Genomic DNA, 12,113 nt, shown 5'->3' on the forward strand with positions numbered 1-12,113 from the left:
TCAGGCGTCGTTCTCCGCGCTGGCGACCGAGTCGGCCGCGGTGATGGTCGGCAAGGTGGACCAGGGGAAGGAGATCCAGCGGTCGACCTGTTTCCAGACGTAGTCGGGCCGCAACACGGTCTGAGGCTTCTCGTACAGGGTCACGGTCCGGACCTCGGCTCCGCTGGCACGCATGAGCTCGAGTACGAGCGCGAGGGTGCGACCCGAGTCCGAGACGTCGTCGACGAGCAGCACTCGGCTCCCCGGGAGCCCCTGCACGTCGAGCAGCGGCGGGAGGACGACCGGTTCCGGCAGTCGGGCGTCGACGCCCGTGTAGAACTCGACGTTGAGCGCGCCGCACGCCTTGACGTCGAGTGCATAGGCGATCGCGCCGGCGAGGAGGAGGCCGCCGCGGGCGATCGCCACGATCGAGTCCGGCTGGAAGCCGCTCTCGACGATCTCGCGGCTGAGTGCGCGGGACGCGGTCCCGAAGGTCTCCCAGTCGAGTACCTCTCGCTCGGGGGCGGGCGATGACGGGGACTCGGTCGACATACTGCAACGCTATCCTGCGCGGCGGATGTGGCAGTACCATCCCTCCATGACGCGTGAGCGCAGTGATACGGACAGGCAGGGTGGCCGCAGCGCCGGCGGGCTGCGCAGCGCGGCGGGCGTCACGGCGGCCCTCATCGGGTGGTTGTTCCTCGTCGAGATCACGAGTGGCATCCTGCAGGGCTACTATCTGCCGCTCATCCCCGACCTCGTCAGACACCTCGGCATCAAGGATGCCGACTTCAACTGGTTCGAGGCCGCCCAACTCCTCGTGTCGGCGCTCGTCGTCCCGATCCTCGCGAAGCTCGGTGACCTCCACGGCCACAAACGCATCCTGCTGATCTCCACCGTCCTCACCGCCGCCGCCAGCTGGTGGCTCGTCCTCGCCGGCGACTTCTGGTCGTTCCTCGCGGCCTGGGCGCTGCAGGGGTTCTACGTCGTGTGGCTGCCACTGGAGATCGCCCTCATCTTCGAGCGCGGCCGGCGCACCGGCCACGGGGCCGCGCAGACGAGACGTGCGGCCGGTCTGCTCGTGGTCGGCCTCCAGGCGGGCGCCATCATCGGCGCCCTGTCGAGCGGCCGCCTGTTCAGCCTCCTGGGTGGCGACGTCTCGCTCACACTCATCCTGCCGGCGGCGGCCGTCACCCTCGTGTTCTTCGCCATCCTGTTCGGTGTCCCGGAGTCGGAACCGCTCCCGGGGCGAACGCTCGACCTCGGTGGCTTCGTGCTCTTGAGCCTCGCGCTGCTCCTGACCACCTCGGGCCTGACGTTCCTCCGGCTGAACGGCCCCGAGACCTGGTGGGTGTGGGCGATCGTCGCAGCCGGCGTGCTCGCGTTCGTCCCGTTCGCCCGGTACGAACTCCGGCAGGCGGACCCGGGTATCGACATCAGAGTCCTCAAGAGACGGGAGCTCTGGCCGGTGCAGCTGACCGCCGGGCTCATCGGCATCGGGCTGCTGGGCGGGCAGGTGCCGCTCAGCACGTACGCGGGCACGCCGCGCGAGAACGGGTACGGGCTGGGCCTCGATGCGAGCTCGATCTCCTCGATCATCGGCGCCTACCTCGTCTGCATGATTCTCGGTGCGCTCCTGTTCCCACTCGTCTCCCGGTGGACGTCGCCGCGGACCACGCTCATCGGAGCCGCCTGCCTCGTCGCGATCGGCTACCTGCTCTTCCTGCCGTTCCATCTGGAGGTCTGGCAGGTGTTCGTCAACATGTGGATCGCGGGGATGGGCTGTGGCGCCCTGATCGGTGCGATGCCGGCTGCGGCGGCGGCCGCAGCCCCACGGGGCCAGACAGGTGTGGCGACCGCCCTCACGAACACGACCAAGACGGTCGGCGGCACCTTCGCCTCAGCGGTGTTCGGTGTCGTCCTGTTCGCCGGAGCCAGCCAGGCGGTGACCGGCGCGGCGTCGAGTCTCAGCGGGTACATGACCGTGTGGGCGATCTGCGGCTTCGCAGCCGTCGCCGCGGCGATCGTCCTGTGCTTCGTCCCGAAGGACGCGTTCTCCGACCTGCCGGCCGTCGCGCCGCACTGAGTCTGGTCGGGATGGGATGGCCTCAGCCCTTCGGCCGCAACGGTCCCTTCGCGAGCTTGTACGGGGCGGCCTGTGCGACCGGTTTGATCGTGATGAGGTCGAGGTTCACGTGCGGCGGGAGCGAGGTCGCGTGCACGATGGCCTCGGCGACGTCATCGGCACTGAGTGGATCCGGCACCTCTTCGTACACGGCATCCGCGCGCTCCTGGTCTCCGCCGAAGCGCACGAGCGAGAACTCCTCGGTGTGCACCATCCCCGGTGCGACCTCGATGACACGGATCGGTTCGCCGTTGAGCTCCAGACGAAGCACCTCGAACAGGGCCCGCTCGGCGAACTTGGCGGCGTTGTACCCGCCGCCACCGACGTAGGCGACGTGGCCCGCGATCGAGGTGACGCCGACGATGGTGGCCGCGCCGCCCTCGGGGATGCTGCGGCGGAGGATCGGCAGGAGCGCCTGCACCACACGCTTCGTGCCGAGCACGTTGATGTCGAACATGCGTTGCCAGTCACTGACGTCGCCGTCCTCCACCGAGGCGAGGCCGAACGCCCCGCCGGCATTGTTGACGAGGGCGTGTGCGCCGCCCAGCTCCGCGACGCGGGCTGCGAGGGCGTCGACGTCGGCTTGGACGGTCAGATCGGCGACGACCGCGGTACCGCCGATGTCGGCGACGAGCGCCTCCAGCCGGTCGGCACGGCGCGCGACGGCGACGACCGTCCACCCCTCGGCGGCGAACCGACGCGCGGTGGCCTCCCCGATCCCAGAACTCGCACCGGTCACCACAACACGTCTCGTCGTCATGCTTCCAGGGTAGCGAGGCCGACCAGTCGTTACGTCGTGTTTCCGCGCGCTTGGCGCGCTCAGGTGCGGCCGGTAGCCTCGGGTCACGACGGAGCACCACCGGAGCCGAACCCCGGCGACATCGACGTCCCACCGGCAGCGGCCGACCAGGCAGCATCCGCCACCCGAAGAGCAGACCACCCGAACAGAGGGGACCACCAATCATGAGCGATGCCACGAACGACTGGAAGTTCGAGACGAAGCAGATCCACTCGGGCGCAGCGCCCGACCCGGTGACGAAGGCGCGAGCGACGCCGATCTACCAGACCACCAGCTACGTCTTCGACAGCGCGGACCACGCGAAGAACCTCTTCGCGCTCGCTGAGTTCGGCAACATCTACACGCGCATCCAGAACCCGACGCAGGCCGTCGTCGAGGAGCGTCTCGCGGCGCTGGAAGGCGGCAGTGGCGCGCTCCTCCTCGCCTCCGGTCAGGCTGCCGAGGCCTCGGCTGTGCTGAACATCGCGCAGGCCGGCGACCACATCGTCTCCTCGTCCTCCATCTACGGCGGCACGTACAACCTCTTCAAGTACACGCTCGCGAAGCTCGGCATCGAGACGACCTTCGTCGAGAACCAGGATGACGCCGAGGAGTGGCGTCGCGCGGTCCGCCCGAACACGAAGCTGTTCTTCGCCGAGACCATCGGCAACCCGAAGATCAACATCCTCGACATCCGTCTCGTGGCGGACGTCGCGCACGAGGCCGGTGTGCCGCTCATCGTCGACAACACGATCGCGACCCCGTACCTGATCCGTCCGTTCGAGCACGGAGCCGACATCATCGTCCACTCGGCCACGAAGTTCCTGGGTGGCCACGGTACGGTCATCGGCGGCGTCATCGTCGACGGCGGCACCTTCTCCTGGACGCAGCACGCGGCGAAGTTCCCGGGTCTCACGACGCCGGACCCGTCGTACCACGGCGCGGTCTACACCGATGCGGTCGGCGACTCGCTCGCGTACATCATCAAGGCGCGCGTGCAGCTGCTCCGCGACCTCGGTGCGGCGATCGCTCCGGCGAGCGCCTGGCAGCTCATCCAGGGCATCGAGACCCTGAGCCTGCGCATCGAACGTCACGTGCAGAACGCCCAGCACGTCGCCGAGTGGCTCGACGCCCACCCGGACATCGCGAGCGTCAACTACTCGGGTCTGCCGTCGAGCCCCTGGTACAGCGCGGCGAACCAGTACGCGCCGAAGGGTGTCGGCGCGGTCCTGTCGTTCGAGCTCAAGGGAGGCGTCGACGCGGGTCGCGCCTTCGTCAACTCGCTGGAGCTGTTCTCGCACCTCGCGAACATCGGTGATGTGCGTTCGCTCGTCATCCACCCGGCGTCCACGACGCACTCGCAGCTGACGCCGGAGCAGCAGCTCACCGCGGGCGTCACCCCGGGCCTCGTGCGCCTGTCCGTCGGTCTCGAGAACATCGACGACATCACGGCGGACCTGCAGGCCGGCCTCACCGCGGCGAAGCAGGTCGTCGAGGCCGCCCGAGTCTGATCAGTCCCTCGGCCAGCGCGATGCGCTGGACCGAGCGCACCCCACCACCGCGAGCGCGGGCCTCTGGAGGCCCGCGCTCGCGTCGTTGAGCCGCGGCCACGCCGATCACTCAGCGCTCACGCCGATGACCCGCGCGAGCGCCAGCGCACCGCGCCGGCCAGGAGCCGCGTCCGACGGGGCGTAACAATGTCCGGCCCCATGCTCCAGCAGGCCACAATGGAGGTCTATGGACTGGCAGACCCCGGAAGACAGCGTGCCCTCCCGCTTCGTGACCGAGGCCGAGGTCGGCGCGCTGCTCGCGAACCCGCCGTCGAGCGGAGCCTGGCGCGACGGCGACCGCCCGGGTGACCGGTTGTTCGCCCCGCTCGGGCGCCTCGACTTCGAGCACGGCGGTACCGTCCCGCACGCGAGACTCGCATACGAGACGTGGGGCACCCTCGACGAGGACGGCGGCAACGCCGTGCTCGTCCTGCACGCGCTCACCGGCGACAGCCACGTCATCGGCGCGGCCGGCAACGGGCACGCGACCGCGGGCTGGTGGTCGGGGATCGTCGGCCCCGGGCTCGCCATCGACACCGACCGGTGGTTCGTCGTCGCCCCCAACATGATCGGCGGCTGCCAGGGCAGCACCGGTCCGTCCTCGTTCGCCCCCGACGGCGTCGAATGGGGCTCCCGTTTCCCCTACACCTCCGTCCGGGATCAGGTCGAGGCGCAGTTCCGTCTCCTCGGGCACCTCGGTCTCGACCGGTGGGCCGCGGTGATCGGTGGTTCCATGGGCGGCATGCACGCGCTCGAATGGGCTGTGACCCATCCGGAGCTCGTCGGCCGGCTCGCCGTGATCGCAGCTCCCCCGGTCACGACCGCCGACCAGATCTCGCTCAACTTCGTGCAGCTCGAAGCCGTCCGCACAGACCAGCACTTCCACGGCGGCGACTACTACGACGCGGCGGACGGCGAAGGACCACACCGTGGTCTCGCACTCGCCCGTCGTATGGCCCTGCTGAACTACCGAAGCCCCGGTGAGCTCAACGCCCGGTTCGAACGGAGCTGGCAGTCGAGTGTCAGTCCGCTCGGGCACGGTGGACGTTTCGCCGTGGAGTCCTATCTCGACTTCCACGGCAACAAGTTCACCCGACGTTTCGACGCGGGGAGCTACGTGACGCTCGTCGAGGCGATGAACTCGCATGATGTCGGGCGCGACCGCGGCGGCATCGGGGCGGCCCTCCGTCGGTACGCCGGCCCGTCCCTCGTGCTCGGGATCGACAGCGACCGACTCTTCCCGGTGAGCGGCCAGGAGGAGATCGCCCTGCATCTCCCCGGCAACCTCGACGGCACGGTTCCGGCGGTCATCCACTCCGACTTCGGACACGACGGTTTCCTCATCGAGAACGACCTCGTCGCACCCCAGCTGCGTCGACTGCTCGAGGCCTGACCCGACCGAACAACAGCTGTCGGCTACACGCTCCCGTTCTGAGTGTGTCACCCGATAGGGTGACTGCACAGAGGAGCGTGAGCATGGAACGCGTGGTCAAGACGCAGCGTCGGCTGCTGCTGCGCACGACACGGTTGTTCGGCCTCGCCGGCTGTGTCACCGCAGCCGTGATCCTCAGCGTGCCCGGCCTCGTGGTCGGTGGTCGCTATGCCGTCCTCCTCATCCTCGTCGGTGCCCTCGCGCTCGCCCACGTCGCGGCCGAGCAGTACGTGAACCCCGTCTGGTTGGCCCTCGTGTTCGCCGTCGGGCTCGCCGTCATCATCGTCATCGGCGCGTCCGACGGGTCCGGCAACGTGGGTGCGTCGAGCGCCGTCGCGGCCGTGTCCTCGTTCGGCATGGGGGCGATCGCGGCCAGACTCGTGCCGCTCCGTCGGTCCTGGCCGCTGCTCGCCGCGATGTTCCTCGTCACCCTGGTCGCCACGGGGATCGTGACGTCGCCGTCCGGTTTCGCGCTGCAGGCCGTCGGGCTCACCGTCGTCATGTGGATCACGATCGGTGCCTTCGGCAGCTGGCTGTCGACGAGCATCCCGCGCCTCATCCGTCGGGTCGACAACATCGGCAGCGCCTACAACGCCGAGCGACTCGCGAGCCAGGCGGAGTCGCAACGTCGGCAGGACGCACGGCTGCTGCACGACACGGCTCTCGCGACGCTCACGCTCCTCGCCCACTCGGGCCGCGGTGTCGACGCCGCAGCGCTGCAAGCCCAGGCCCGCAACGACGCCCACCTCCTCCGCAGCCTCCGGCTCGGTGAAGAACTGAGCCCGATCTCCTCGGGGAACTACGTCCTGCAGCGCGGCGCCGACTTCACCCTCGACGAGGGCATCGGGGCGGTCACCGGGCGGTTCGCGGGGCTCGGACTCACCGTCAACGTCTACGGGGGTGGTACGGCGAACCTCGAACCGGCCGTGCGAGAGGCGTTCCTGCTCGCCCTCGGCGAATGCCTGGAGAACGTCCGACGCCATTCGGGCGTCGACTCGGCCGACGTCACGGTGTCGATCGACGAGCAGACCGCGCGCCTCCTCATCACCGACACCGGTCATGGGTTCGACCCGACAGCCGTGCCCGACGGCCACCTCGGCGTGAAGGAGTCCGTCGTCGCGCGCATCCACGACGTCGGCGGCCAGGCACGGGTGTTCTCCGCGCCGGGTGCTGGCACCACCGTCATCCTGGAGGTGCCGCAGTCATGAGCAGCGACACCCTCGCCGGCGCGGTCGGTCCCACACGTCGCTACCGGCACCGCCGAGCGCTCGACCGCCAGCGCTCCACGCTCGGCACCCGACAACTCGGGATCGGGCTCTCCGTCTCCGGCGGCGTGCTCGTGGTCTCCGCGGCCGTGCGGTTCGTCGAGGACGTCGCCCGGTACCCCGATCCCGTCGTGCCGGTCCTCGCCTGGGCCGTCCTCCTCGGCGCGATCGGCTCGACCTTCGTCCTGCTGCGCCGAGCCGGGTTCCATCTCACCGACCGCGTGTTCATCGCGCTCCTCATCGAGCTCGGCATCGTCGCCACGCTCGATCTGGCCGGCGTCTGGGGACTCGACGCCTCATCGGTGTACCCGACGGCGTCGGCAGCCGTCGGCGGGGTCCTCCTGGCGGTGGTCACACTGCGCCCGGCTCGCGACATCGCCGCCTCGACCCTCGTCCTCGCGGTGCTGCTCGTGCTGTCGATCCTCACGGCGAACCGTGCCGAGAGCACGAGCCTCGGTGTCGAGCTGCTCATCACCGCCACAGCCGTCGCCCCACCGCTCATCGCCTGCGCCATCGTGTCGCAGTACCGCCGGATGGTGCGCCTCGAGCTCGACCGGGTGATGGTCGCCTCCACCGTCGACGGCGTGCGCGACGCTCTCGGCTTCTTCGATTCGGAGGAGCTCGTCACCCTCGACCTCGAGGCGGAGGAACTGTTCGACGGCGTCGCCGACGGCTCCGTCGACCTCCCGCTCAGCCCGGAACTCGCCGCCCGCGCATCACGTCTCGCCACGGAGCTGCGCCGCCACCTCACTGCCGAGGGCAAGGAGACCTGGCTCGAGCACGCCTTCCAGGAGTCGTCGGTGCTCTCGGACGGCGCGAAACTGCGCGACCCGGACCGACTCGCGGCATATCTCGCAACGGATCAGCGGGATGGTCTGCTCTCTGCAGTATGGTTGCTCCTCGGGGAAGCGAATGCGCAGAGTGCAACAGCTGTGCTGACGCTTGGGCCGCTTGATCGCACCGAACATCAAGGCCGACCTGGGCCGCTCACCATCCCGATCGCTCTCGAGGCGTCCGGGGTGCAGCGTGCGAAGGTCGATCCTGCGGTATGGGAAGCGCTCGGCCGTGTGGGCACCTACACGGACACGTACCAGAAATCCCGGATCAGGATCACGATCGACAGCTCCGTCGACAATCCTGCTGCGGGCCAGCGGAAAGGGGAACGTTCATGACGTCACTGCAGTCTCGGATCAGGGTGGGCATCGTCGATGACCACCGGATGCTGCTCGGTGCGCTCACCGAGTGGATCAGGAGCGTCGCCGACGACATCGAACTCGTCGTCGTCACGCCCTCCTGGCCAGAGCTCCTGACGCATCCGGCGTTCCCCGTCGACGTCCTCCTCCTCGACGTCGACCTGAAGGACAACGTCCCGGTCGCGGTGAAGCTCGCGACGCTGAAGACCACCGGTGTCACCACCGTCCTCATGAGCACGTACAGCGACCCTGCCGTCGTGCGAGAGGCCCTCGCGGCCGGTGCCCTGGGATACCTGGCGAAGAGCGAGGACGCCGAGACGATCGTGCATGCGTTGCGGGCGGCGTCTCGCGGCGAGTCGTACATCTCTCCCGAGCTCGACCTCGCGCTCGCGAGCGGCGCGTCCGGTACCGGCCCCCGCCTGAGCGCCCAGGAACGTCGCGTGATGGCCCTGTACGCGGCGGGCGAGCCCGTGAAGATGGTCGCGGAGAGCCTCGGCATCTCCGACGAGACCGCGAAGAGCTACCTGAAGCGGATCCGCGAGAAGTACCGCAATGCGGGTATCGACGTCGGGACGAAGGTCGCGCTCCGCAAGCGCGCGATCCTCGACGGCATCATCGTCGACTGACCCCGCCCCGAGGTCGGGTCCAGCGCGGTGCGCTGGACCCGCCGCAGGCTCCTGACGCGAGCGCAGGTCTCCAGAGACCCGCGCGCGCGTCGTCGCATCACCCGCGAGTCAGCGGACCGCGCGCGGACTACACCGGGATCGGAGCGGTCGGAGGGTTGTGATCGGCGATGCGCCGTTCCTCCGCTGCGTTCGCCCGTGCGAGTGAAGCGCGCAGCTGCGCACGGTCGGCCGCGAAACTCACGATCACGATCACGAGACCGAGGGCGGTGAGGACCGCTCCCGCCCAGACCGGGGCGACGTAGCCGAAGCCCGCGGCGATCACCACGCCACCCACGAACGCGCCGAGCGCGTTGCCGATGTTGAGCGCGGAGTGATTGAGGGCAGCAGCGAGCGACTGGCTGTCCCCTGCGACATCCATGAGTCGCGTCTGGATCGACGGGCCGAGTCCCTGCGAGGCGAATCCGACCGCGAACACGAAGGCGAACATCGTCGGCGTCCAAGCGGCCGTGAGCGCCAGGGCGACCAGCACGACGATCATCATGGCGTAGAACACGAGCAGCGCACGCTTGACGCCGCGGTCGGCGAGGTAGCCGCCGAAGAGGTTTCCGATGGTCATGCCGAGGCCCATCGTCGCGAGCGCCCACGGAACGAGCGACGCGGACTCACCGGCGACCTCGGTGACGAGCGGTGCGAGGTAGCTGTACACGGCGAAGAGGCCGCCGAACCCGATGGATCCGAACCCGAGCACGAACCACACCTGGCTGCGACGGAACACCCGCAGCTCACGACGCATGGTCTGCGCGGGGTTGCCAGGCTGGACGGGCACGGCGAACCAGATGGTGACGGTTGCGATGGCGAAGATACCGGCGACGAGCAGATAGGCGGAGCGCCAGCCGGCGAGCTGTCCGAGCCAGGTCGCGATCGGGACTCCGACGACGTTCGCGATGGTGAGGCCGGTCATCACGAGGGCGACGCCACGCCCGCGCTTCCCCGGACCCATCAGGCTCGCTGCAACGAGCGCCGCGATCCCGAAGTAGGCGCCGTGCGGGAGGCCCGCGACGAAGCGCGCGGCGAGCACCAGGCCGAAGCTCGGCAGCACTGCAGAGGCCGCCGTGCCGACGGTGAACGCGACGCCCAACCAGAGCAGCACCGTTCTGCGGCGGTACCGGGCGACGAGTGCCGCGATCGTCGGAGCGCCGACGACGACGCCCAGAGCGTACGCGGTGATGAGCCATGCGGCCTGCGCGTTCGCCTGTTCCTGGCTACGCGCGGCCAGTTCCGGCAGCAGGTCGGAGGCGATGTTCGGCAGCAGTCCCATGGCCACGAACTCCGTGGTGCCGATGCCGAACGCCCCGACGGCGAGCGCGAGGATGGCAAGACGAACACGGGTCGGCGACAGCTGCGTCGACCCGTCCAAGATGGTGGGCATGCCTCGATTGTACGACAGACCTCGAATCGATTCGAGTCCCCATCGGAATGTTTCACGAGGGCCCGGATCGATCCAGGTGGCTGGCCTCGAAAGCGTCGCGGATCAGCCGTCGTTGTCGAGCGCGGCGTCGAGGCGGTCCAGCTTGGCGGTGAGCTCGCCCGTGTAGCCGGGGCGGATGTCCGCCTTCAGCACGAGCGAGACCCGGCTGCCGTACTCGCCGACCACCTCGGTTGCCTCCTTGATGACGGCGAACACCTCGTCCCACTCCCCCTCGATCGTGGTGAACATGGAATCGGTCCGGTTCGCGAGGCCGGATGCACGGACGACGCGCACGGCTGCGGCGACCGCGTCGTGCACGGAACCGTCGGTGTTGCCGGTGCCGCTCGGGGCGACGGAGAAGGCGACGAGCATGGGATCACTCCTTGATGTGGGTGCGGACGGGGACGGCAGTGGTCACGGCGTGCGGTGCGGGGACCGATTCGGCCTCCGCGGTGCGGGGCACGAACAGTGCTTGGACGGCCCACCCCGCGAGCACGAGATAGGCGAGGTTCCGGATCGTCAGCACGGACACCAGCACCGGGTCGACGTTGAGCAACCACAGGTACAGGTACGGGTACACGAGCTGGGTGAGTGCGGCGATGACGAGCGCGAGGACGGCCGGCGTGATGAACCGACCGCGCTGGAGCACGATCCCGAGGATGACCGGGGCTGCGAGCCACATCGCGAACTGCGGCGAACCCACCTTGTTGAAGATGATGAGGGTGAGCACGAAGAGCAGCGCCAGGGGCGGCAGGAGGCTCACGATCCGACGTCCGGCGCGCATCGCGAGCACGCCGAGGAGCACCGCCCCGGCGACCGCGAGCATGAGCAGCGGCGTCATGAGGGCGATCGCGGTGTCCACCCCGGGGCCCGTCACCTGGTAGGTGAGGATGTCCTGGTCGTAGTACACGAAGCTCTGCGGCACGCGGAGGGCGGCGAGCCAGAGGTAGGCGTTGCCGATGAGCGACTCGATCTGTAGGCCGCGGCCGGTCTGCTGCGTGACGAAGCTCAGCACGTTCATGCCGCCGAGGAGGAAGCCGACACCGAGGACGACCGCGGTGGTCACGAGTGCCGCGACGAGCACCAGGCCACGACGTCGGTGCGCGATGACGATGGCGCCGACGAGCGCTGCCGGCCAGATCTTCATCCACGCGGCGATCGTCAGGATGACGGCCGCGACGCGAGGGCGACCTGCCGCCCACAGCAGTCCGACGATGGCGAGCGGCACGGTGATCGAGTCGATCCGGGCGAGGGCGATCGGCCCGAGCAGGATGAGGAAGGCGAGCCACCACCATGCGGCGAGCAGTCTCGGGCGGGAGTGCCCGTTGCCGAGCAGGATCGCGAAGGCTCCGGCGTTCAGGACCGTGACGAGGAGGATCCACCCGAGTCCGTACCAGCTGCTTCCGAGCAGCAACGGCAGGAGCATGGGTACGAGAGCCAGGATCGGGTAGACCCAGGCTTCGTCGAGGCCCGGGATCGGCCCGCCGCCCGTCGCCTGCTCGACCCACGGACGGTACACGAGGACGACGTCGCCGAGCGGGAGTCCCTGGGCGACGAGGCACAGCCAGCCCACGAGGAGGTGCACGGCGACGAAGCCGCACCAGAGGAGCCATCGCCGCATCACGTGCTCCATCCTAGGCTCGTCTGCGACGGTCGTTCCGGACCGCCGCCCCGCCGACTGCCCCGACGCGATCGCC

11 protein-coding genes are annotated in these 12,113 nt (G+C 69.3%); 6 read left to right on the forward strand and 5 right to left on the reverse strand.

Going from position 1 to position 12,113, the window contains the following annotated elements:
• The gene (locus tag KXS11_RS14155) at positions 1–531 is read right to left on the reverse strand and encodes a phosphoribosyltransferase (protein WP_437386248.1); all 531 of its coding nucleotides are present in this window, start codon (positions 529–531) and stop codon (positions 1–3) included.
• Between the two features lie 46 nt (positions 532–577).
• Between KXS11_RS14155 and KXS11_RS14160 the strand changes: the two genes are divergently transcribed.
• Positions 578–2,065, forward strand: coding sequence for an MFS transporter (locus KXS11_RS14160; protein WP_437386249.1), 1,488 nt, complete (start codon positions 578–580; stop codon positions 2,063–2,065).
• Positions 2,066–2,087: 22 nt separating this feature from the next.
• Here KXS11_RS14160 and KXS11_RS14165 read toward each other — a convergent pair whose 3' ends face one another.
• Entirely contained in the window at positions 2,088–2,864 is a 777-nt protein-coding gene (locus tag KXS11_RS14165) for an SDR family oxidoreductase (RefSeq protein ID WP_437386250.1), read from the reverse strand.
• A gap of 203 nt (positions 2,865–3,067) precedes the next feature.
• Between KXS11_RS14165 and KXS11_RS14170 the strand changes: the two genes are divergently transcribed.
• From KXS11_RS14170 to KXS11_RS14190, 5 genes are all read left to right on the forward strand, one after another.
• Complete coding sequence (locus KXS11_RS14170) at positions 3,068–4,393, forward strand: bifunctional o-acetylhomoserine/o-acetylserine sulfhydrylase (RefSeq protein ID WP_437386251.1); 1,326 nt, start codon at positions 3,068–3,070, stop codon at positions 4,391–4,393.
• Positions 4,394–4,619: 226 nt separating this feature from the next.
• The gene (metX, locus tag KXS11_RS14175; protein WP_437386252.1) at positions 4,620–5,825 is read left to right on the forward strand and encodes a homoserine O-acetyltransferase MetX; all 1,206 of its coding nucleotides are present in this window, start codon (positions 4,620–4,622) and stop codon (positions 5,823–5,825) included.
• 83 nt (positions 5,826–5,908) lie between these two features.
• Positions 5,909–7,072: a sensor histidine kinase gene (locus KXS11_RS14180; RefSeq protein ID WP_437386253.1), complete on the forward strand. Its 1,164-nt coding sequence runs from the start codon at positions 5,909–5,911 to the stop codon at positions 7,070–7,072.
• Positions 7,069–8,301 carry a hypothetical protein gene (locus KXS11_RS14185; RefSeq protein ID WP_437386254.1) on the forward strand — a complete coding sequence of 411 codons (1,233 nt, stop codon included), beginning with the start codon at positions 7,069–7,071 and terminating at the stop codon, positions 8,299–8,301. Before KXS11_RS14180 ends, KXS11_RS14185 begins: the two co-directional genes overlap by 4 nt.
• Positions 8,298–8,948, forward strand: a complete 651-nt coding sequence (locus KXS11_RS14190; RefSeq protein ID WP_437386255.1) for a LuxR C-terminal-related transcriptional regulator — start codon at positions 8,298–8,300, stop codon at positions 8,946–8,948. Before KXS11_RS14185 ends, KXS11_RS14190 begins: the two co-directional genes overlap by 4 nt.
• 127 nt (positions 8,949–9,075) lie before the next feature.
• Here the strand turns inward: KXS11_RS14190 and KXS11_RS14195 are convergent, their stop codons facing one another.
• The 3 genes from KXS11_RS14195 to KXS11_RS14205 form a co-directional block, all read right to left on the reverse strand.
• Positions 9,076–10,377: an MFS transporter gene (locus KXS11_RS14195; protein WP_437386256.1), complete on the reverse strand. Its 1,302-nt coding sequence runs from the start codon at positions 10,375–10,377 to the stop codon at positions 9,076–9,078.
• 102 nt (positions 10,378–10,479) lie between these two features.
• A complete protein-coding gene (locus tag KXS11_RS14200; protein WP_437386257.1) occupies positions 10,480–10,788 on the reverse strand; it encodes a thiamine-binding protein in 309 nt (102 codons plus the stop codon).
• Between the two features lie 4 nt (positions 10,789–10,792).
• Positions 10,793–12,037: a glycosyltransferase 87 family protein gene (locus KXS11_RS14205; RefSeq protein ID WP_437386510.1), complete on the reverse strand. Its 1,245-nt coding sequence runs from the start codon at positions 12,035–12,037 to the stop codon at positions 10,793–10,795.
• Positions 12,038–12,113: the final 76 nt, after the last annotated feature.

The sequence above is a fragment of the Plantibacter flavus genome (assembly GCF_051487245.1).
GTDB classification, from domain to species: Bacteria; Actinomycetota; Actinomycetes; order Actinomycetales; family Microbacteriaceae; genus Plantibacter; species Plantibacter flavus_B.

Coding starts and splice junctions, on each gene's coding strand:
- KXS11_RS14155 (WP_437386248.1), bottom strand. CDS start 531: ATGTCGACCGAGTCCCCGTCATCGCCCGCCCCCGAGCGAGAGGTACTC.
- KXS11_RS14160 (WP_437386249.1), top strand. CDS start 578: ATGACGCGTGAGCGCAGTGATACGGACAGGCAGGGTGGCCGCAGCGCC.
- KXS11_RS14165 (WP_437386250.1), bottom strand. CDS start 2,864: ATGACGACGAGACGTGTTGTGGTGACCGGTGCGAGTTCTGGGATCGGG.
- KXS11_RS14170 (WP_437386251.1), top strand. CDS start 3,068: ATGAGCGATGCCACGAACGACTGGAAGTTCGAGACGAAGCAGATCCAC.
- metX (WP_437386252.1), top strand. CDS start 4,620: ATGGACTGGCAGACCCCGGAAGACAGCGTGCCCTCCCGCTTCGTGACC.
- KXS11_RS14180 (WP_437386253.1), top strand. CDS start 5,909: ATGGAACGCGTGGTCAAGACGCAGCGTCGGCTGCTGCTGCGCACGACA.
- KXS11_RS14185 (WP_437386254.1), top strand. CDS start 7,069: ATGAGCAGCGACACCCTCGCCGGCGCGGTCGGTCCCACACGTCGCTAC.
- KXS11_RS14190 (WP_437386255.1), top strand. CDS start 8,298: ATGACGTCACTGCAGTCTCGGATCAGGGTGGGCATCGTCGATGACCAC.
- KXS11_RS14195 (WP_437386256.1), bottom strand. CDS start 10,377: ATGCCCACCATCTTGGACGGGTCGACGCAGCTGTCGCCGACCCGTGTT.
- KXS11_RS14200 (WP_437386257.1), bottom strand. CDS start 10,788: ATGCTCGTCGCCTTCTCCGTCGCCCCGAGCGGCACCGGCAACACCGAC.
- KXS11_RS14205 (WP_437386510.1), bottom strand. CDS start 12,037: ATGCGGCGATGGCTCCTCTGGTGCGGCTTCGTCGCCGTGCACCTCCTC.